Raw genomic sequence first — 19738 nt, 5'->3', positions numbered from 1 at the left:
GTTATTTACTCACCTGCGCAGACGACTTCTGCGCCCACCACCACAGAGCGATGCCGCCCACGATCATGGGCAGACACAGCCATTGGCCCATGCTCAAGCCCAGCGACAAAATGCCAAGATAAGCATCGGGCTCGCGGAAAAACTCGGCCGCAAAGCGGAACGTCCCGTAGCCGACCAAAAAGGCGGCCGCCACTTGCCCCTGTCTGCGCTCCTTGCGGGCATACAGCCACAGCAGCACGAACAACAGCAGGCCTTCCCCCAAAAACTGGTACACCTGCGACGGGTGGCGTGGCAAGTCGCCGGCACCCCGAAACACCATGCCCCAAGGCAGGTCCGGACTGCTCAAACGGCCCCACAACTCACCATTGATGAAGTTGCCGACCCGCCCCGCCGCCAGCCCTGTTGGCACACAGGGCGCCACAAAGTCCGCCACCTGCAGCCAGGGCTTGTGGCGGGAATGGGCAAACCAGATCATCGCCGCGATAACGCCCAGCATGCCGCCGTGAAAGCTCATGCCGCCTTGCCAAACCGCAAAAACCTCCAGCGGATGCGCCAAGTAATAGAGTGGTTTGTAAAACAGGCAATAACCGATGCGGCCACCCAGCACCACGCCCATCACCCCCATAAACAGAAAATCCTCGATATCCCGGCGACTCCAGGCACCGAGCCCGGTGATCGACGCAAAGGGCTCATGCCGCAGACGACGGATACCCAGAAACATGAACAGACCAAAAGCGGCCAGATAGGTCAGTCCATACCAATGGACGGCCAAAGGCCCCAGTTGCAGGGCGACAGGATTAATGTGTGGATGAATCAGCATGGACGGCATTGTGCACGCAAGCACGGCGGCAGGTCGCGCAGGCCTTATGCAATCTGCGACCGGGCAAAGTCAACAAACCGCTCCAGCGTCGGGCTGGCGCTGTCATGATTCCACACCAGACTGGTCTCGCAGCCCGGCATGGCACTGCCTTTATTACCGGCATCCGTTGGGGTGTTGCCAACCTCGCGGTACACCACGCCAGAGCGCTGAAACTGCCGCACGCTGTCGGGCACCCAGGCCACCCCCAGCCCCGCCGACACCAGGTTGACAATCGTTTGCATCTGGATAGCCTCCTGCACGACCACAGGCAGGAAAGCCGCCGCATGGTAGCGCGCAAAAATCGCATCAAACAGCGACGGCACGATGCGCCGCGGAAAGATGATCAACGGTTCAGCCAGCACCTCGTTCAAAGCCAGCGCAGGAAGATTGGTCAGCCGATGCTGTTCCGGCAGGGCCAGCACCAGCGGCTCCTGTGTGATCAACAAGCGATCCAAACCCGGTGGGGAAAAACCGGGCGCATGCAACATGAAGCCAGCATCGATCTCGCCGCGTTCCAGCCCCAGCAACTGCACGTCACCGGTGGCCTCCAGCAGGTCCAACTTCACCTTGGGGTATTGCTCCCGAAAACCTCGCACCCATTGCGGCAGGAGCGCAAAACCCACCGTGGACACAAAGGCCAACCGCAGGCGCCCGACTTCGCCAGCTGCCGCCGCCCGTGCCTGTGCCGGTAACGCTTGCGCCCGGGCCAGCAGATCCAGCACGGCCGGCAACAAGGCTTGCCCGGTGGCGGTCAGTTGAACGCTGCGTTTGGTCCGGTCAAACAGGCGCACGCCCAGCAATTTTTCCAACTGGGCGATCGCTTGCGTCAAGGGCGGCTGGGTCATGTGCAGGCGGATCGCTGCATGGCCAAAATGCAATTCTTCGGCCACGGCGACGAACTGCCGCCAAAGCCGGAGTTCGATGAGATGCGGGTTCAATGGCTGGGCAAGTGACTCATTCATACGCCATACATATTAATAACAACTTAAAAATATATTAGACCAACATATTAACCCGGCGCATACTTCGATTGACAAATCAGCCACCCCACTTACCTGAGAGCTTTCATGGACATCCAACCCGTCATCCTGAACCCCCGCAGCAAAAACATCACGGAGGGCAAGTCACGCGCGCCCAACCGCTCCATGTACTACGCCATGGGCTACGAGGCGGATGATTTCAAGAAACCCATGGTTGGGGTCGCCAATGGTCACAGCACCATCACGCCGTGCAACAGTGGCCTGCAAAAACTGGCCGATGCCGCGATCGCCGCGATTGAAGAAGCCGGCGGCAACGCCCAGGTGTTTGGCACCCCCACCATTTCAGACGGCATGTCGATGGGAACCGAGGGCATGAAGTACTCGCTGATCAGCCGTGAGGTGATTTCCGACTGTATTGAAACCTGCGTGCAAGGCCAGTGGATGGACGGCGTACTGGTGATCGGCGGCTGCGACAAAAACATGCCGGGCGGCCTGATGGGCATGCTGCGCGCCAATGTACCGGCCATCTTTGTCTATGGCGGCACCATCCTGCCCGGCCATTACAAGGGTAAAGACCTCAACATCGTGAGCGTGTTTGAAGCCGTCGGCGAGAACGCTGCCGGACGCATGAGCGACGAAGACCTGCTGCAAATCGAACGCCGTGCCATCCCTGGCACCGGTTCCTGTGGTGGCATGTACACCGCCAACACCATGTCAAGCGCGTTTGAAGCACTGGGCATTTCCCTGCCTTACTCCTCCACCATGGCCAACCCGCATGACGAGAAAGTGAACTCGGCCAAAGAGTCGGCCAAGGTGCTGATCGAAGCGATCAAAAAAGACATCAAACCACGCGACATCGTGACCCGCAAATCGATCGAGAATGCCGTCGCCGTCATCATGGCGATCGGCGGCTCCACCAACGCCGTGCTGCACTTTCTGGCGATTGCCCATGCAGCGGGCGTGGAGTGGACGATTGACGACTTTGAGCGCGTGCGCCAAAAGACACCGGTGCTGTGCAACCTGAAACCCAGCGGCGACTACCTGGCGGTCGACCTGCACCGCGCCGGTGGCATTCCGCAAGTCATGAAGACCTTGCTGGCCGCCGGGCTGCTGCATGGCGACTGCATCACCATCACCGGCCAGACGGTGGCGCAAGTGCTAAAGGATGTGCCAGATGCGCCGCGTGCTGACCAGGACGTGATTCGCCCCTTGAGCAACCCGATGTACGCCCAGGGACATCTGGCCATTCTGAAAGGCAACCTGTCTCCCGAAGGCTGCGTGGCGAAGATCACCGGCCTGAAAAACCCGGTCATGACCGGCCCGGCCCGCGTGTTTGAAGACGAGCAATCCGGCCTAGCCGCCATTCTGGCGGGCAAGATCGTGGCGGGCGACGTCATGGTGCTGCGCTACCTGGGCCCCAAAGGCGGCCCCGGCATGCCCGAAATGCTGGCCCCCACCGGTGCGCTGGTCGGGCAAGGCCTGGGCGAGTCTGTGGGACTGATCACCGATGGCCGCTTCTCTGGCGGCACTTGGGGCATGGTCGTGGGTCACGTCGCACCCGAAGCGGCTGCGGGCGGCACCATTGCCTTCATCCAGGAAGGTGACTCCATCACCATCGATGCGCACCAGTTGCTGCTGCAACTCAATGTCAGCGATGAAGAAATTGCCAAACGCCGGGCCGCCTGGACGGCACCCTTGCCACGCTACACCCGTGGCGTGCAGGCCAAGTTTGCCTTTAACGCGTCGACCGCCAGCAAAGGCGCGGTACTCGACAACTACTGAAAAAGCGTTGATTTAGCGATTTAAATAGCCCGCTTAGGCGCATGTCTAAGCGGGCTTTTTTGCTAATCCGTTAGCGCCGGTTCTTTTTGGGCTGGGTGCCCAAGGCCTCCTGATTTCTGTCGATGCGGGCTTTTCGGCGTGCATCTTCCCGCTCCATGGCCGTCTTCTTGGTGTAACCGGACGTATCCGCCCAAACCCACCAGAGCACCGCCAAGCCAAAAGGCAGCAATACAACCCACCAGTCCCAAGCGGCCACCGGCCCTATTTCAAGATACTTTAAACCCAATAAAACCAGACCAAGTCCCAATAAATACATCTGACGCTCCTGTCATTTTTCAAAATTCCGACATCTGACGGATGTCAACCACCCTCATTACAATGCCGTTAGTAGACTGTAATCCAACACCCGAGGAAGATTAGATGAAACGTGCTCTCTTTGCTTTAGTTGCTGCAGTTTCTGTAACTGCGCCTGCATTGGCCGATCAGGCCTTGGCCACTTCCAAAAATTGCATGGCCTGCCATGCCGTTGACAAAAAACTGGTGGGACCTGCTTACAAAGACGTCGCCAAGAAATACGCGGGCCAAAAAGATGCCGTGGACAAGCTGGCCGTCAAAATCATGAAAGGCGGGTCTGGCGTTTGGGGTGTTATTCCTATGCCGGCCAATGCCCAGGTCAACGAGGCTGACGCCAAAAAACTGGCGGCCTGGATTCTGGCGAGCTGAACTCCCCGTCCGGCTGAGCCGCAAAAAAGCCCGCAATTGCGGGCTTTTTCATTGCTCATAATTAGCTGCTAGCGCCCGCACAACGGGCATCAGCAGCTATTATTTTTAGAGCGTCAATACGTTTGACCGAGCTGATCCAGAATGGCCGGATTTTCCAGGGTTGACGTATCCTGGGTAATGGACTCACCCTTGGCCAGCGAGCGCAACAGGCGACGCATGATCTTGCCAGAGCGGGTTTTCGGCAGGTTCTCGCCAAAACGAATGTCTTTCGGCTTGGCAATTGGGCCAATTTCTTTGGCAACCCAGTCACGCAGTTCCTTGGCAATGGCACGGGCCTCATCACCGGTTGGGCAAGGACGCTTGAGCACGACAAAGGCACAAATAGCCTCACCGGTCAGGTCATCCGGACGTCCCACCACAGCGGCTTCAGCCACCAGATCAGACTTGGCGACCAACGCCGATTCGATTTCCATGGTGCCCATGCGGTGACCCGACACGTTCAACACGTCATCAATCCGGCCGGTGATGCGGAAGTAACCGCGGTCAGCGCTGCGCACCGCGCCGTCGCCCGCGAGGTAAGTCTTGCCACCCAACTCTTCAGGGAAATAGCTGCTCTTGAAACGCTGTGGATCATTCCAGATGTTGCGGATCATCGAAGGCCATGGGCGCTTGATGACCAACAAACCACCGGAACCATTGGGCACATCGTTACCGGCTTCGTCCACGATCGCCGCCATGATGCCGGGCAGCGGCAAAGTGCAGCTACCAGGAACCAGCGGCGTCGCGCCTGGCAGCGGCGTGATCATGTGACCACCGGTTTCGGTCTGCCAGAAGGTGTCCACAATCGGGCAACGCTCGCCACCGATGTTTTTGTAGTACCACATCCAGGCTTCTGGGTTGATCGGCTCACCCACCGAACCCAAAATGCGCAAGCTGCTCAGGTCAGAGCGGTCAGGATGCACTTTTTCATTGCTCTCGGCAGCTTTGATCAGTGAGCGAATGGCGGTAGGCGCCGTGTAGAAAATCGAGACTTTATGGCGCTCGATCATTTGCCAGAAGCGGCCAGCATCCGGGTAAGTGGGGATGCCTTCAAAGATGACCTGGGTGGCACCGGCCGCCAGCGGGCCGTAAGCCACGTAGGCGTGACCCGTGATCCAGCCGATATCGGCGGTACACCAAAACACATCGGAGGGCTGAAGATCGAACGTCCAATCCATGGTCAGCTTGGACCACAGCAGGAAACCGCCGGTGGAGTGCTGCACGCCCTTGGGCTTGCCGGTGGAGCCGGAGGTAAACAGGATGAACAGCGGATGCTCGGCACCCACGGCGACCGGTGCGCACACGGTGCTCTGGCCTTCCAGGGCTTCGGTAAATGTTTTGTCGCGGCCCGCCACCATGTTGCAGGCGGTAGCGGTGCGTTGGTACACGAACACATTCTTGATGGATTCGCAACCGCCCAAGGCCAGACCTTCGTCCACAATGGCTTTCAGCGGCAATTCTTTGCCGCCGCGCATCTGGTAATTGCAGGTGACCACCGCCACCGCGCCCGCATCAATAATGCGTTCTTGCAGCGCCTTGGCCGAGAAGCCACCGAACACCACGCTGTGGGTGGCGCCAATGCGGGCACAGGCCTGCATGGCGATCACGCCTTCTAACGTCATCGGCATGTAAATCAGAACGCGGTCACCTTTTTGGATACCGTGTGCCGAGAGTGCGTTGGCAAACTGGCTGACCTTGGCGAGCAGTTCTTTGTAGCTGGTCTTGATGACGGTGCCGTCGTCAGCTTCAAAAATGACCGCGGTCTTGTTTTCAACCGGCGTGCCCATGTGCTTGTCCAGGCAGTTGGCCGACGCATTCAGTTCACCGTCGTCAAACCATTTGTAAAACGGCGCATTGGACTCGTCCAGCGTCTTGGTAAAGGGCTTGCTCCACAGGACGTTTTCACGTGCCAGCCGAGCCCAGAAACCCTCAAAATCTTTTTCAGCTTCAGCGCACAGTGCGTTGTAGCCATCCATGCCGGAAATGCGGGCCGCTTTTACGATCGCCTCACTCGGCGGGAAAACGCGGTTCTCAACCAATACGGACTCAATAGCAGACGATGGTGCACTCATTAATATGTCTCCTCTAGTTAACAAAAGTTGTGCGCGACTGTCGGTGTTCGCACTTACATGCCACTGACTGGCCCCGAATTTCGAATGTAGCAGAGCCGGGCCGGCCGTTTGACACCCCACCTACAATGCTCAATCCCGTACCAACCCCAGACCTCCAATGTCCGAACCTACGCCTGAAAAAACACGTCGCATGCGCCCCATCCCGACTTTCATTTTTGCCAGTCGCTGGCTGCAGCTGCCGCTTTACCTGGGTCTGATCGCGGCGCAGGGTGTTTATGTGTTCCATTTCTGGATTGAACTGGTGCACCTGCTGGAAGCCGCCTTTGGCAACCAGACCGCGCTGCAGGCCTTGATCACCAGCATTGGCTACAAGGAAACATTCACCACCACCGCGCTCAACGAGACCATCATCATGCTGGTGGTTCTGGCGCTGATTGACGTGGTCATGATCTCGAACCTGCTGATCATGGTGATTGTGGGGGGTTACGAGACCTTTGTCAGCCGCATGGACCTGGAAGGTCACCCCGACCAACCGGAGTGGCTCAGCCATGTCAATGCCTCGGTGCTCAAGGTCAAGCTGGCGACCGCCATCATTGGCATCAGCTCCATCCACCTGCTCAAGACCTTCATCAACGCGGCCAACTACGACGAAAAAGTGCTGATTGCCCAAACTGCGATACACATCACATTTTTACTGTCCGCCATGGCCATTGCGTATACCGACCGTTTGATGTCGCGTACGCAAAACGAAGCGCATTAAATCCATGTTCAGATTGTTAACGTCGTCATTGCTGGCCCTTGCCGCCGCCTTTGCCCTTACGGCCTGCAACGAAGAACCTAAAGACACGCATCCCGACCAGCTGGTCAGCAAACGTCGGGCTATTTTCAAGCAATTCACGCGCACCCTGGAGCCGATGGGCCTGGTGGCGCGGGGCCGCAAGGACTACAACCCGCGTGAGTTCAACATCAGCGCCCTGGAATTGGAAAAGCTCTCCAAGCAGCCCTGGGCTTACTTCACCCCGGATGGCAATTACCCGCCAACCCACGCCAAAGCCGAAGTGTGGCAAAAGCCGGCTGAATTCAAAGCGGCCCAGGATCAATACCAGGGCACGGTCAACCAGCTCGTCAAGGCCGCCGAGAGCGGCGATTTGGAGCGCATCCGGCCCGCAGTCAATGAAGTGCAAAAGAGTTGCAAGACCTGCCACAACCAATTCCGCGACGATACCGGCTCCTGATTTTCAACTCCGGTATGGCCCTGCCGCATCGTCCTTGACGGTGTGAGCTTGGTTAAACTTATCGCCATTGCCGCCAACCAGTCAATCCCCCGAACACCTGAGGTTTCGCATCACCATGACCACAAGCATCCAACAAAACGACCTGATCGAGTCCGTTGCCGCTGCCCTGCAGTACATCAGCTACTACCACCCCGCTGATTACATCGCCCACCTGGCCCGCGCCTATGAGCGCGAACAAAGCCCGGCGGCGAAAGACGCGATTGCGCAAATCCTGACCAACAGCAAGATGAGCGCCACCGGCCATCGGCCGATTTGCCAGGACACCGGCATCGTCAACGTGTTCCTCAAAGTCGGCATGGATGTGCGCTGGGAAGGCTTCACCGGCAGCCTGGACGACGCCATCAACGAAGGTGTGCGCCGCGCCTACAACCACCCCGACAACACCTTGCGCGCCAGCATCGTGGCCGATCCGCAGTTTGACCGCAAGAACACCAAAGACAACACCCCCGCCGTGATCTTCGCGGAAATCGTGCCCGGCAACACGCTGGAAGTCACCGTGGCAGCCAAAGGCGGCGGCAGCGAGAACAAAAGCAAGATGGTCATGCTCAACCCCGGCGACTCGGTGGTCGACTGGGTGCTGAAAACCGTACCCACCATGGGCGCCGGTTGGTGCCCGCCCGGCATGCTCGGCATTGGCATTGGCGGCACCGCTGAAAAGGCGGTGCTGATGGCCAAGCAAAGTCTGATGGACGACTTGGACATGTACGAGTTGCAGGCCAAATCCTCAAGCGGTCAAGCCTTGAGCAAAACCGAAGAACTCCGCCTCGAATTGTTTGAAAAAGTCAACGCCCTCGGCATTGGCGCGCAAGGTTTGGGCGGCCTCACCACCGTGCTGGACATCAAGATCAAGATGTACCCGACCCATGCCGCCAGCAAGCCGGTGGCCATGATCCCCAACTGCGCCGCCACCCGCCACGCCCACTTTGTGATGGATGGCAGCGGCCCGGTGTACCTGGACCCCCCGTCGCTCGACTTGTGGCCGGATGTCCAGTGGACGCCCGACTATGTCAAAAGCAAAAAAGTCGACCTCAACACCCTGACCAAAGAAGAAGTGGCCAGCTGGAAACCGGGCGACACCCTGCTGCTGAACGGCAAAATGCTGACCGGACGCGATGCTGCCCACAAGCGCATCAAGGACATGCTGGCCAAGGGCGAGAAGCTGCCCGTGGACTTTACCAACCGCGTGATTTATTACGTCGGCCCGGTGGACCCAATCAAGGGCGAAGCCGTCGGCCCCGCCGGCCCGACCACCGCGACCCGCATGGACGATTTCACTGAGATGATGCTGAGCGAGACCGGCCTGATCTCCATGATCGGCAAAGCCGAACGCGGCCCGGTCGCCATCGAAGCCATCAAGAAGCACAAGAGTGCCTATTTGATGGCGGTCGGCGGCGCCGCCTACCTGGTGAGCAAGGCCATCAAGCAAGCCAAGGTCGTGGGCTTTGCCGACCTCGGCATGGAAGCCATTTACGAATTTGACGTGGTCGACATGCCGGTCACCGTGGCGGTGGATTCCGGCGGCACCAGCGCGCACATCACCGGCCCCGCCGAGTGGCAAAAGCGGATCGCCACCGGCGAGTTCAAGGGCATTGCAGTCGCCGGTAATTAACAGCAACCGCAGCAAAAATTGGGCTCTGATCCCCGTTTAGTCAAGCACCCCATCGGGGTGTTTGACAGCGGCATCGGCGGCTTGAGCGTGCTGCGGGCGTTGCGCGCCGAACTCCCGTTTGAGGACTTTGTGTACGTGGCGGACAGCGGCCACGCGCCCTACGGCGAACGCGATGACGCCCATGTGATTGAACGCTCCCGCGCCATCACCCGCCATTTGCTGACGCAGCATCACATCAAGGCGCTGGTCATTGCCTGCAACACCGCCACGGCGGTGGCCATTCATTTACTGCGCGCTGAGCACCCCACGCTGCCCATCATCGGAGTGGAACCGGCTCTCAAACCCGCGGTGGCACACAGCCAGACCCGGCGCATTGGCGTCATGACCACCCGCGGCACTCTGGGCAGTGCCAAGTTTCGCACCCTCGTCGAGTCACTGGCGGGCCAAGCGGACTTCGTCTGCCAGCCCTGCGACGGACTGGCCGATGCCATCGAGCACGAAGATACTACAAAAATAATAGCACTCTGCGCATATTACACGGGGGCTATGGGCCAATTTGGCATTAAAAATGGGCAAATTGACACGCTGGTGCTGGGCTGCACGCACTACCCGTTTGCCAGTGAGCACCTGACCAAGCTGGTCGGGCCCGACGTGCAGCTGATCGACAACGGCGAACCGGTGGCGCGCCAAACCCGTCGCCGGCTGCAAACCTTGGCGCCAACTGGCACCCCAGGACAATGCGTGCTGCTGACCACCGGTGAACGCGAAGCCGTCCAACGGGCCGCCCAACGCTGGCTGGCCCTGGATTGCCCGGTTGAATTGTTGTTGGTCTGAGATTCACCGCCGGTGCGAAATAGCGCACCCACAAGGGATAATCGCAACCCATGAACCCACTGCTTTCCCACCTGCAACCCTATCCGTTTGAGCGGCTGCGCCAGCTTTTCGCCAACGTCACCCCCAACCCGGCCCTGCGGCCGATCAGCCTCGGCATGGGCGAGCCCAAACACCCCACGCCCAAGTTCATCCAGCAGGCGATGGTGGATTCGATTGTCAGCACGCCCAGTGGGCTGGCGGCTTACCCGGCAACGGCCGGCGAACCCCAACTGCGCGAAGCCTTTGTGCACTGGCTGAAACAGCGCTACGGTCTGGACGTGAACCCGGCCACCCAGGTACTGCCAGTGAACGGCTCGCGCGAAGCCCTGTTTGCCCTGACCCAAACCATCGTCAACCCCAGGCCAACCGGGAGCAGCGCCGAGCAGGCGCCGGTGGTGGTATGCCCCAACCCGTTCTACCAAATCTACGAAGGCGCCGCGCTGCTGGCCGGTGCCCAGCCTTACTTTGTGCCGAGCGACCCGGCGCGCAATTTTGCGCAGGACTGGGACAGCGTGCCTGAAGCGGTCTGGGCGCGCACCCAGCTGCTGATCGTCTGTTCGCCGGGCAACCCCACCGGCGCGGTGATGCCCCTAACCGAGTGGAAAAAGCTGTTTGCTTTGAGCGACCGCTTCGGCTTTGTCATCGCCTCCGACGAGTGCTACAGCGAGATTTACTTCCGCGACGAACCGCCACTGGGCGGCATGGAAGCCGCCATCCAACTCGGCCGCAGCGATTTCAAAAACCTGATCTCGTTCACCAGCCTGTCCAAACGCAGCAACGTGCCCGGTATGCGCAGCGGCTTTGTGGCGGGTGATGCCGCCCTCCTGAAGCAGTTTTTGCTCTACCGCACTTACCACGGCAGCGCCATGAGCCCGGTGGTGCAGGCGGCCAGCATCGCCGCCTGGCGCGATGAGCAGCACGTCATCGACAACCGGGCGCTGTACCGCAGCAAGTTCGCCCAGGTCACGCCGCTGCTGGCCGAGGTGCTGGAGGTGGCGCTACCGGATGCCGGCTTTTATTTGTGGGCCAAAGTAAAGGGCAATGACGTCGACTTCACGCGCGATTTATTCACTCTTTACAATGTGACGGTTTTGCCCGGTTCCTATCTGGCCCGTGACAGTCACGGCGCGAATCCCGGTGAAGGACGTATCCGCATGGCGCTGGTGGCCGAAACCGCCGAATGTCTTGAAGCTGCCCAGCGCATCGTCCAATTTGTCAAATCCAGAGCCTGAACTTGAACTCCATTTAAAAGAAGCCATCTCATGACCCAACAACTCCAAAACATCCTTGACGCCGCCTGGGAAGACCGCGCCAACATCTCCGTCAAATCGGCCAGCAAAGAAGTCAAAGACGCTGTCGAACACGTCCTCGCCCAGCTTGACTCCGGCGCCCTGCGCGTGGCCACCCGCGAGGCCGTGGGCCAGTGGACCGTGCACCAGTGGATCAAAAAAGCGGTGCTCCTGAGCTTCCGCCTGTCAGACAACGCCATCATGCAAGCGGGTGACCTCGGTTTTTACGACAAGGTGCCCACCAAATTTGCCGGCCTGGACGCAGCAGCCATGAGCGCAACCGGCGTGCGCGTGGTGCCGCCCGCGGTGGCGCGCCGCGGCAGCTACCTGGCCAAGGGCGTGATTCTGATGCCTTCCTTCGTCAACATTGGCGCCTACGTGGACGAAGGCACCATGGTCGACACCTGGGCCGCCGTCGGCTCCTGCGCGCAGATTGGCAAGAATGTGCATTTATCCGGCGGCGTCGGCATCGGCGGCGTGCTCGAACCCATGCAGGCCAACCCCACCATCATCGAAGACAACTGCTTTGTCGGTGCCCGGTCGGAAATCGTGGAGGGCGTGATCGTCGAAGAAAACTCGGTCATTTCCATGGGCGTTTACATCGGCCAAAGCACCCCTATTTATGACCGCGCCACCGACACCGTCAGCTACGGCCGCATTCCAAGTGGCTCCGTCGTTATCAGCGGCAACCTGCCCAAAGACGGCGGCAAATACAGCCTGTACGCGGCCATCATCGTCAAGCGGGTGGACGCGCAAACCCGCGCCAAAACCAGCCTGAACGACTTGCTGCGCGACTGATCCTTTTCCCGATTAACGACAACGGAAAGAGGGGCTGAACCATGGCAACCAACGGCACATCCGGCACGATGGAGCGCATTCTTCGCTTGATGGGCGAAAAGCATGCCTCGGACGTTTATTTGTCAGCCCACTCTCCCGCCCTGATCCGGATCAACGGGGAATGCGTTCCCATCAACAGCCAGATTCTGCCGCCCGATGCGCCGCTCAATTTGCTGAGTGAGATCTTGCCGCCGGAACGCATCGAAGAGCTGCAAGAACTGAATGAGCTGAACATGGGCTGGCCTCTGCCCGGTGTCGGCCGCTTCCGGATCAGTGCCATGCGCCAGCGCGGCTCGATTGCCGCGGTGATCCGCTTCATCTCGATGGACATTCCGGCGCTGGCCAGCCTCTCCGTGCCCATGATTTTGGGTGATCTGGTGATGGAAAAACGCGGCCTGATCCTGATGGTCGGCGCCACGGGTGCGGGCAAAAGCACGACGATGGCCTCCATCGTGGATCACCGCAACCAAAACGCCACCGGCCACATCCTCACCATTGAGGATCCGATTGAGTTCCTGTTCAAGAACAAACGTTCGGTGGTCAACCAGCGCGAAGTCGGCTCGGACACCCAGTCGACCCAACTGGCGCTCAAGAATGCATTGCGCCAAGCCCCGGACGTGATCCTGATTGGTGAAATCCGCGACCGCGAAACCATGTCGGCGGCCATTGCCTATGCCCAGACCGGTCATTTGTGCCTGGCCACCCTGCATGCCAACAACAGCTACCAGGCGCTCAACCGCATCCTGAGCTTTTACCCGGTCGAGGTTCGCCAGACCATGCTGGGCGACCTGGCCGCCGCCACCAAAGCCATTGTGTCGCAGCGACTGCTGCGCACGGTCGCCGGCGGCCGCATCCCCGCCGTCGAGATCATGCTCAACACCAGCCTGGTGGCGGAGATGATTGAAAAAGGCGATTTCTCGGGCGTGAAAGAAGCCATGGAAAAATCGATGGCAGAAGGCGGCCAGACTTTTGAGCATGACATCGCCCGCCTGGTGATGGAAGGCATCGTGGAGCGCAAAGAGGGCTTGCTCAATGCCGATTCGCCCACCAATTTGATGTGGCGCCTGCAAAACGACTTTACCGCCCGCGCCAAACCCCAGGAACCACTGGAAGACCCGGACGACGAGCCCTCGTTCACCGAGATCACGCTCGACGTGACACACTGATTCCGAACCGCTCATGTCACGCACGCTCTACCTGACCGAACAACTGATTTCCCGCGCCTCACTCACACCCGATGACGCCGGCTGCCAGGACATCATCGCCGCCCGACTGGCCCCGCTGGGCTTTGTCTGTGAAACCATCGCCAGCGGTCCGGATCACTTCCGCGTCACCAATTTATGGGCCAAAAGGGCTGCAGCCTCCGCTGTACCTGCGGGAGTAGCTACTGAATTAATAGTGTTTGCCGGTCACACCGATGTCGTGCCGACCGGCCCGCTGGCGCAGTGGCACAGCGACCCGTTCACGCCCACGCACCGTGACGGCAAGTTGTATGGCCGCGGCGCCAGTGACATGAAGACCTCGCTGGCGGCTTTTGTCGTCGCCGTTGAAGAATTTGTGACGGCGCAACCTGATACCGCCTTGTCGATTGGTTTTTTACTCACCAGCGACGAAGAAGGCCCCGCCACCGATGGCACGGTCATCGTGTGCGAGGCCCTGCAAGCACGGGGCGAAAAGCTCGATTACTGCATCGTCGGCGAGCCCACCTCGCTGGAGCACACCGGCGACATGATCAAGAACGGCCGCCGCGGCACCATGAGCGGCAAGCTCACCGTCAAAGGCGTGCAGGGCCATATTGCCTACCCCCATCTGGCGAAAAACCCGATTCATCTGGTGGCCCCCGCCTTGGCGGAGTTGGTCGGCATCGAATGGGACCGGGGCAACGATTTTTTCCCACCCACCTCCTGGCAGGTCAGCAACATCCACGGCGGCACCGGCGCCAGCAATGTCATTCCCGGCGCGGTGGTGATTGATTTCAATTTTCGCTTTTGCACCGAATCCAACCCCGAGGCGCTGCAAACACGGTTGCAGGCCGTGCTGCAGCAGCACGGCCTTGACTTTGACTTGACGTGGACGGTTGGCGGCTTGCCTTTTCTGACCACGCCGGGCACGCTGGTGGATGCCGTGTGTGCCGCCATCAAGGCCGAGACCGGCATTGACACCGTGTTGTCCACCACCGGCGGCACCAGTGACGGCCGTTTCATTGCCAAAATCTGCCCGCAGGTGATCGAGGTCGGCCCTCCCAACGCCACCATCCACAAAATCGACGAACACCTGCATGTGGCAGACATCGAACCTCTTAAAAACATTTACCGGCGTGTGCTGGAAAATCTGAGCACACGGCTAACGACATGACCATTCTGGAACTGATCAAAACGGGCACCCAACAGCTGCTTGACGCCAAGGTGGCCTTTGGCCACGGCACCACCAACGCCTTTGACGAGGCGGCATGGCTGGTTTTGTGGCAACTCGGCTTGCCACTCGATACCCCGCTGGACGGCCCCGATTCCATAGGAAATCAGCCTGTAGCCCCCGAAAAACAAGCGCAGGTAGCTACTCTTTTAATAGCACGAATCGAATCCCGCAAACCCGCCGCCTACCTGACCCACGAAGCCTGGTTGCAGGGCGTGCCCTTTTACGTGGATGAACGGGTCATCGTGCCGCGCTCCCTGATTGCCGAATTGCTGGTGGACGGCGGCATTGACTATTGGCTCACCGAATCGACCCGGCGGGTGCTCGACCTGTGTACCGGCAATGGCAGTCTGGCCGTGCTCGCCGCCATGACCTACCCGGAAGTGACAGTGGATGCGTCCGACATCTCGGCCGATGCGCTGGCGGTCGCCCGCATCAACATCGACAAGCACGGCCTGCAGGAGCGTATTACGCTGCTGAGCTCCGATGGGCTGGCCAGCGTGCACGGTCCGTACGACCTGATTTTGTGCAACCCGCCTTACGTCAATGCGCAAAGCATGGCCGCCCTGCCCCCTGAATACCACGCCGAGCCCGCGCTGGCGCTGGACGGCAACGCGCTGGGCGGCAGCGACGGCATGGACTTTATCCGCCGGCTCCTGCAGGAGGCACCGGCGCAAATGGCGCCTGGCGCCGTGCTGGTGCTGGAAATTGGCAACGAACAAGAACACTTTGAAGCCGCCTTTCCCGGGCTTCAAGCCATCTGGCTGGAAACCAGTGCCGGTGAGGAACAAGTGCTGCTGCTGACCCGCGAAGCGCTGTTAGCCTAAAATCAGGGTATTCCCAGGGCGTTCATTGCGGGCTTGACCCGCAATCCATCCAAGTCTGCGCCCAATGATGGCGGGCCGATCAGATCCGGCAGGCCATTTCAAAATCTCACTCCAACTGAATAAATTTCGTGATTACTCTTAAAAACGTCATACTGCGCCGCGGTGCCAAGCTGCTGCTCGACAGTGCCACCGTCACCATCAACCCGGGCGAAAAAGTGGGTCTGGTGGGCCGCAACGGCGCCGGCAAGTCCTCGCTGTTTGCGCTGCTCAATGGCTCGCTGCATGAAGACGGGGGCGAATATTTCATCCCTAGCCAATGGCGCATGGGCCAGGTGGCCCAGGACATGCCCGAGACCGAGCAAAGCGCCACCGACTTCGTGGTCGACGGCGACACCGATCTGCTGGCCGCTCAAAACGAAGTCACGGCCTCGGAGGCCACCGACGACTACGACCGCATGGCGCACGCCTACATGGCGCTGCAGGACGCGGGTGCGCACGACGCGCCCGCCCGCGCCCAGGCGCTGATTCTCGGTCTGGGTTTCAAGACGACTGAATTGACCAACCCGGTGAACAGCTTCTCCGGCGGCTGGCGCATGCGCCTGCAACTGGCCCGCGCGCTGATGTGCCCGTCCGACCTGCTGCTACTCGATGAGCCAACCAATCACCTGGATTTGGACGCGCTGGTCTGGCTGGAGGCCTGGCTCAAAAAATACGAAGGCACGATGGTCGTCATCAGCCATGACCGGGAGTTTCTGGATGCCGTGACCAACGTCACCTTGCACATTGATGCCGGCAAGCTGGTGCGCTACGGTGGCAACTACAGCAAGTTTGAAGACATGCGTGCCGAGCAGATGACGCTGCAACAAAACGCCTTTTCCAAGCAGCAGGACAAGATTGCCCACTTGCAAAAGTTCATTGCCCGCTTCAAGGCCAAGGCCAGCAAAGCCAAGCAGGCCCAAAGCCGGGTCAAGGCGCTGGACCGCATGGAAAAAATCGCCCCGCTGCTGGCGGATGCCGATTTCACCTTCGAGTTCAAGGAACCGGCCAACCTGCCCAACCCGATGCTGTCGATGACGGGTGTGAGTTTTGGCTACCCGGCCCCTGAAGGTTCACCCGAAGGCACACCGCCCACGGTGATCGTGAACAACGTCAGCCGCTCGGTGCTGGCCGGTCAGCGCATCGGTATTCTGGGTGCCAATGGCCAGGGTAAATCCACGCTGGTGAAGACCGTGGCCCGTGATTTGCAAGCCATCGGCGGTGAGTTGACCGAAGGCAAGGGCCTCAACATTGGCTACTTTGCCCAGCAAGAGCTCGACGTGCTGCGCCCGGCCGACACCCCGCTGGAACACATGATTCGGCTGGTCAAAGAAGTGACGGCGGCCGGCAAGATTGCCGGCCAGGCCACGCGCGAACAAGACCTGCGCAGCTTCCTCGGTACCTTCAACTTCGGCGGCGACATGGTCAAGCAGGCCGTGGGCAGCATGAGCGGCGGTGAAAAAGCCCGTCTGGTGTTGTGCATGATCGTCTGGCAGCGCCCCAACCTGTTGCTGCTGGATGAGCCAACCAATCACCTGGACTTGGCCACGCGGGAAGCGCTCGCCATGGCTCTCAATGAGTTTGAAGGCACCGTCATGCTGGTCAGCCATGACCGGGCTTTGCTGCGCGCCGTGTGCGATGAGTTCTGGATGGTGTCGCGCGGTGGTGTGGCGCCGTTTGACGGCGATCTGGACGACTACCAGCGCTACCTGCTGGACGAAGCCAAGCGCCAGCGCGAGGCCATCAAAGAGGCCAGCAGCGCGGCTGCCAAGGCCGAGCGCAAAGCGTTGGCCGCAGCGCCTGCACCGGTCAAGGCCAAACCAGCGCCGACGGGTTCGCTCAAGCGTCAACTGGAAGATATCGAGGCGCGCATGGCCGTGCTCAACGGTGAAGGCGCCTCTCTGGAAGGCCATTTGAGCAAGGCCAATCACCCGACCGAAATTGCCGAATTTGGCAAAGGCCTGAAAACCGTTAACGACGAACTGCAAAGCCTGGAAGAACAATGGCTGACGGTGTCCGGCAAGCTGGAAGCCGCGTCGATCTAACCGGCACGCATTTCAGATCAAAAAAAACCCGCTTGCGCGGGTTTTTTTTGATCCTGTAAAAGCAATCAGCCCATGTGCAGGCCACCGTTCACCGAGAACTCGGCGCCCGTGGCGTAACCACCTTCGTCGGATGCCAGCCACGCGATGATGGACGCAATTTCGCCGGGCTCACCCAAACGCTTGACCGGCACCGTCGCAATGATCTTGTCGAGCACTTCCTGACGGATGGCTTTGACCATGTCCGTGCCAATGTAGCCCGGGCTGACCGTGTTGACCGTCACGCCCTTGGTTGCCATTTCCTGCGCCAGCGCCATCGAAAAACCATGCATACCGGCTTTAGCAGCCGAGTAGTTGGTCTGACCAGCCTGGCCCTTGACGCCGTTCACGGATGAAATGTTGATGATGCGGCCCCAGCCTTTTTCCACCATGTCACCGACCACCTGCTTGGTGACGTTGAACATGCTGTTCAGGTTGGTTTCGATCACGGCATCCCAGTCTTCACGCGTCATCTTCAAGAACATGCGGTCCTTGGTGATGCCGGCGTTGTTCACTAACACGTCGATCGTGCCGTGCTCGGCCTTGGTCTTGCTAAAGGCGTCCACCGTGGAGTCCCAGTTACCGACGTTACCGGCCGACGCATAAAACGTAAAACCCAATGCAGCCTGCTCCGAGATCCATTTGGCATGGTCACGCGTTGGGCCGCAGCCCGCGATGACCTTGAAACCTTCTTTGCTCAGGCGCTGGCAAATGGCGGTCCCGATGCCACCCATACCACCCGTGACGTAGGCTACTTTTTGACTCATTTTTGTTTCCTCTTTGTAAAATTATTCGTATCAGATTGTGGGCGAAAAATCAGCGCTCGACAGTTAGGGCAACCCCCATACCGCCACCGATACACAGGCTGGCAAGGCCCTTTTTCGCATTGCGACGCTGCATTTCATGCAACAACGTAACAAGTATGCGACAACCGGACGCCCCCACGGGATGACCAATCGCAATGGCGCCACCGTTAACGTTGATTTTGGAGGTATCCCAACCCATTTGCTGATTCACCGCACATGCTTGCGCGGCAAAAGCCTCGTTAATTTCCATCAAATCCAGGTCAGCCGCATTCCAGCCGGCACGTGCCAACGCTTTTTGCGAGGCCGAGACCGGGCCCATGCCCATCAGTGCCGGGTCCAGGCCACTGGTGGCAAAGCTGGCAATACGACCCATGGGTGTCAGACCCAGGGCAGCCGCTTTTTTTGCGGTCATCACCATCACGGCCGCGGCGCCGTCGTTGATACCGGAGGCATTGCCGGCCGTGACGCTACCGGCTTTGTCAAACGCCGGGCGCAGACCGGCCAACACGTCGGCATTGGTCTTGCGGTTGATGTATTCGTCAGCAGAAAAAACGATTGAATCGCCCTTTTTCTGGGCGATCAGGAACGGCACAATTTCATCTTTGAACTTGCCGGCGTCTTGGGCGGCCGCCGCTTTTTGCTGGCTGGCCAGGGCCAGGGCATCTTGCATGTCGCGCGTGATGCCGTATTGCTTGGCCACGTTCTCAGCGGTAATGCCCATGTGGTACTGGTTGTAGACGTCCCACAGGCCGTCCACAATCATGGAGTCAATCATCTTCCAGTCGCCCATGCGCTGGCCGTCACGCGAACCCATCAAAACGTGGGGGGCGGCGCTCATGGTTTCCTGCCCACCGGCAATCACGATTTCGCTGTCGCCGTACGCAATCGATTGCGCAGCCAGCATCACCGCTTTGAGGCCGGAGCCGCACACAGCGTTGATGGTCAGGGCGGGCGTTTCCTTGGCCAGGCCGCTCTTGATCAGTGATTGGCGGGCCGGATTTTGGCCAGAGCCTGCTGCCAGCACCTGGCCCAGGATAACTTCGCCGATCTGGTCAACACCCAGACCGGTGCGGGCCAGCAATTCCTTGATCACCGCAGCACCGAGTTCGGGCGCAGGTGTTTTGGCGAGGGTTCCGCCGAATTTACCGACGGCAGTGCGAGCGGCTGAAACAATAACGATATCTTCCATTTTTTTCTCTCCTTGGTAATAACAAAAAT

General features: G+C 59.6%; 18 protein-coding genes. 12 read left to right on the top strand and 6 right to left on the bottom strand.

From position 1 onward, the window contains the following. Position 1 precedes the first annotated feature (1 nt). Together lgt and HHJ17_RS17735 are read right to left on the bottom strand one after the other, a co-directional pair. Positions 2 to 820, bottom strand: a complete 819-nt coding sequence (lgt, locus tag HHJ17_RS17740) for a prolipoprotein diacylglyceryl transferase (RefSeq protein WP_296502013.1) — start codon at positions 818 to 820, stop codon at positions 2 to 4. 44 nt (positions 821 to 864) lie between these two features. Next, on the bottom strand, positions 865 to 1797 hold the full coding sequence (locus tag HHJ17_RS17735; protein ID WP_366557563.1) for a LysR family transcriptional regulator: 933 nt from the start codon (positions 1795 to 1797) through the stop codon (positions 865 to 867). 129 nt (positions 1798 to 1926) lie between these two features. On the opposite strand from HHJ17_RS17735, the gene ilvD reads away from it, so the two are divergent. Beyond that, on the top strand, positions 1927 to 3621 hold the full coding sequence (gene ilvD, locus HHJ17_RS17730) for a dihydroxy-acid dehydratase (protein ID WP_296506708.1): 1695 nt from the start codon (positions 1927 to 1929) through the stop codon (positions 3619 to 3621). Positions 3622 to 3691: 70 nt separating this feature from the next. Here the strand turns inward: ilvD and HHJ17_RS17725 are convergent, their stop codons facing one another. Next, positions 3692 to 3937, bottom strand: a complete 246-nt coding sequence (locus HHJ17_RS17725; RefSeq protein WP_296506707.1) for a TIGR04438 family Trp-rich protein — start codon at positions 3935 to 3937, stop codon at positions 3692 to 3694. 104 nt (positions 3938 to 4041) lie between these two features. Here HHJ17_RS17725 and HHJ17_RS17720 point away from each other — a divergent pair, with 104 nt between their 5' ends. Further along, positions 4042 to 4344 carry a c-type cytochrome gene (locus HHJ17_RS17720; protein ID WP_296506704.1) on the top strand — a complete coding sequence of 101 codons (303 nt, stop codon included), beginning with the start codon at positions 4042 to 4044 and terminating at the stop codon, positions 4342 to 4344. A 113-nt stretch (positions 4345 to 4457) separates the two neighbouring features. Here HHJ17_RS17720 and acs read toward each other — a convergent pair whose 3' ends face one another. Further along, positions 4458 to 6455 (bottom strand): acetate--CoA ligase, encoded by a 1998-nt coding sequence (gene acs, locus HHJ17_RS17715; protein WP_296501867.1) that lies wholly within the window; start codon positions 6453 to 6455, stop codon positions 4458 to 4460. Positions 6456 to 6612: 157 nt separating this feature from the next. Here acs and HHJ17_RS17710 point away from each other — a divergent pair, with 157 nt between their 5' ends. The 10 genes from HHJ17_RS17710 to HHJ17_RS17665 all read left to right on the top strand — a co-directional run bounded on the left by HHJ17_RS17710 (position 6613) and on the right by HHJ17_RS17665 (position 17678). Continuing rightward, positions 6613 to 7215, top strand: coding sequence for a YqhA family protein (locus tag HHJ17_RS17710; RefSeq protein ID WP_296506701.1), 603 nt, complete (start codon positions 6613 to 6615; stop codon positions 7213 to 7215). A 4-nt stretch (positions 7216 to 7219) separates the two neighbouring features. Continuing rightward, the gene (locus HHJ17_RS17705) at positions 7220 to 7690 is read left to right on the top strand and encodes a cytochrome c (RefSeq protein ID WP_296506699.1); all 471 of its coding nucleotides are present in this window, start codon (positions 7220 to 7222) and stop codon (positions 7688 to 7690) included. A 115-nt stretch (positions 7691 to 7805) separates the two neighbouring features. Continuing rightward, positions 7806 to 9359, top strand: a complete 1554-nt coding sequence (locus HHJ17_RS17700; RefSeq protein ID WP_296506698.1) for a fumarate hydratase — start codon at positions 7806 to 7808, stop codon at positions 9357 to 9359. A gap of 18 nt (positions 9360 to 9377) precedes the next feature. Continuing rightward, on the top strand, positions 9378 to 10193 hold the full coding sequence (murI, locus tag HHJ17_RS17695; RefSeq protein ID WP_296501863.1) for a glutamate racemase: 816 nt from the start codon (positions 9378 to 9380) through the stop codon (positions 10191 to 10193). Positions 10194 to 10243: 50 nt separating this feature from the next. Then, entirely contained in the window at positions 10244 to 11464 is a 1221-nt protein-coding gene (gene dapC / locus HHJ17_RS17690) for a succinyldiaminopimelate transaminase (protein ID WP_296501862.1), read from the top strand. Positions 11465 to 11494: 30 nt separating this feature from the next. Further along, positions 11495 to 12319, top strand: a complete 825-nt coding sequence (gene dapD / locus HHJ17_RS17685) for a 2,3,4,5-tetrahydropyridine-2,6-dicarboxylate N-succinyltransferase (RefSeq protein ID WP_296501861.1) — start codon at positions 11495 to 11497, stop codon at positions 12317 to 12319. A 41-nt stretch (positions 12320 to 12360) separates the two neighbouring features. Beyond that, complete coding sequence (locus HHJ17_RS17680; RefSeq protein WP_296501860.1) at positions 12361 to 13524, top strand: PilT/PilU family type 4a pilus ATPase; 1164 nt, start codon at positions 12361 to 12363, stop codon at positions 13522 to 13524. A gap of 13 nt (positions 13525 to 13537) precedes the next feature. Further along, positions 13538 to 14713, top strand: coding sequence for a succinyl-diaminopimelate desuccinylase (gene dapE, locus HHJ17_RS17675; RefSeq protein ID WP_296501859.1), 1176 nt, complete (start codon positions 13538 to 13540; stop codon positions 14711 to 14713). Continuing rightward, positions 14710 to 15597 (top strand): 50S ribosomal protein L3 N(5)-glutamine methyltransferase, encoded by an 888-nt coding sequence (gene prmB, locus HHJ17_RS17670; protein WP_296501858.1) that lies wholly within the window; start codon positions 14710 to 14712, stop codon positions 15595 to 15597. The genes dapE and prmB overlap by 4 nt, the downstream gene beginning before the upstream one ends. A gap of 128 nt (positions 15598 to 15725) precedes the next feature. Next, positions 15726 to 17678 (top strand): ATP-binding cassette domain-containing protein, encoded by a 1953-nt coding sequence (locus HHJ17_RS17665; protein WP_296501857.1) that lies wholly within the window; start codon positions 15726 to 15728, stop codon positions 17676 to 17678. A 65-nt stretch (positions 17679 to 17743) separates the two neighbouring features. Here HHJ17_RS17665 and phbB read toward each other — a convergent pair whose 3' ends face one another. Both phbB and HHJ17_RS17655 read right to left on the bottom strand, forming a co-directional pair. After that, on the bottom strand, positions 17744 to 18481 hold the full coding sequence (phbB, locus tag HHJ17_RS17660; protein ID WP_296501856.1) for an acetoacetyl-CoA reductase: 738 nt from the start codon (positions 18479 to 18481) through the stop codon (positions 17744 to 17746). Between the two features lie 49 nt (positions 18482 to 18530). Further along, positions 18531 to 19709 (bottom strand): acetyl-CoA C-acetyltransferase, encoded by a 1179-nt coding sequence (locus HHJ17_RS17655; protein ID WP_296501855.1) that lies wholly within the window; start codon positions 19707 to 19709, stop codon positions 18531 to 18533. Between the last annotated feature and the right edge of the window lie 29 nt (positions 19710 to 19738).

This window comes from Rhodoferax sp., assembly GCF_012927445.1.
In the GTDB taxonomy this organism is placed as follows: Bacteria; Pseudomonadota; Gammaproteobacteria; order Burkholderiales; family Burkholderiaceae_C; genus Rhodoferax.
The sequence above is the reverse complement of the archived record's forward strand: the minus strand, read 5'-3'. Positions and strand labels throughout refer to the sequence as shown.

Coding starts and splice junctions, on each gene's coding strand:
- HHJ17_RS17710 (WP_296506701.1), top strand. CDS start 6,613: ATGTCCGAACCTACGCCTGAAAAAACACGTCGCATGCGCCCCATCCCG.
- dapD (WP_296501861.1), top strand. CDS start 11,495: ATGACCCAACAACTCCAAAACATCCTTGACGCCGCCTGGGAAGACCGC.
- HHJ17_RS17655 (WP_296501855.1), bottom strand. CDS start 19,709: ATGGAAGATATCGTTATTGTTTCAGCCGCTCGCACTGCCGTCGGTAAA.
- HHJ17_RS17705 (WP_296506699.1), top strand. CDS start 7,220: ATGTTCAGATTGTTAACGTCGTCATTGCTGGCCCTTGCCGCCGCCTTT.
- HHJ17_RS17720 (WP_296506704.1), top strand. CDS start 4,042: ATGAAACGTGCTCTCTTTGCTTTAGTTGCTGCAGTTTCTGTAACTGCG.
- acs (WP_296501867.1), bottom strand. CDS start 6,455: ATGAGTGCACCATCGTCTGCTATTGAGTCCGTATTGGTTGAGAACCGC.
- ilvD (WP_296506708.1), top strand. CDS start 1,927: ATGGACATCCAACCCGTCATCCTGAACCCCCGCAGCAAAAACATCACG.
- dapE (WP_296501859.1), top strand. CDS start 13,538: ATGTCACGCACGCTCTACCTGACCGAACAACTGATTTCCCGCGCCTCA.
- prmB (WP_296501858.1), top strand. CDS start 14,710: ATGACCATTCTGGAACTGATCAAAACGGGCACCCAACAGCTGCTTGAC.
- HHJ17_RS17700 (WP_296506698.1), top strand. CDS start 7,806: ATGACCACAAGCATCCAACAAAACGACCTGATCGAGTCCGTTGCCGCT.
- dapC (WP_296501862.1), top strand. CDS start 10,244: ATGAACCCACTGCTTTCCCACCTGCAACCCTATCCGTTTGAGCGGCTG.
- HHJ17_RS17680 (WP_296501860.1), top strand. CDS start 12,361: ATGGCAACCAACGGCACATCCGGCACGATGGAGCGCATTCTTCGCTTG.
- lgt (WP_296502013.1), bottom strand. CDS start 820: ATGCTGATTCATCCACACATTAATCCTGTCGCCCTGCAACTGGGGCCT.
- HHJ17_RS17725 (WP_296506707.1), bottom strand. CDS start 3,937: ATGTATTTATTGGGACTTGGTCTGGTTTTATTGGGTTTAAAGTATCTT.
- phbB (WP_296501856.1), bottom strand. CDS start 18,481: ATGAGTCAAAAAGTAGCCTACGTCACGGGTGGTATGGGTGGCATCGGG.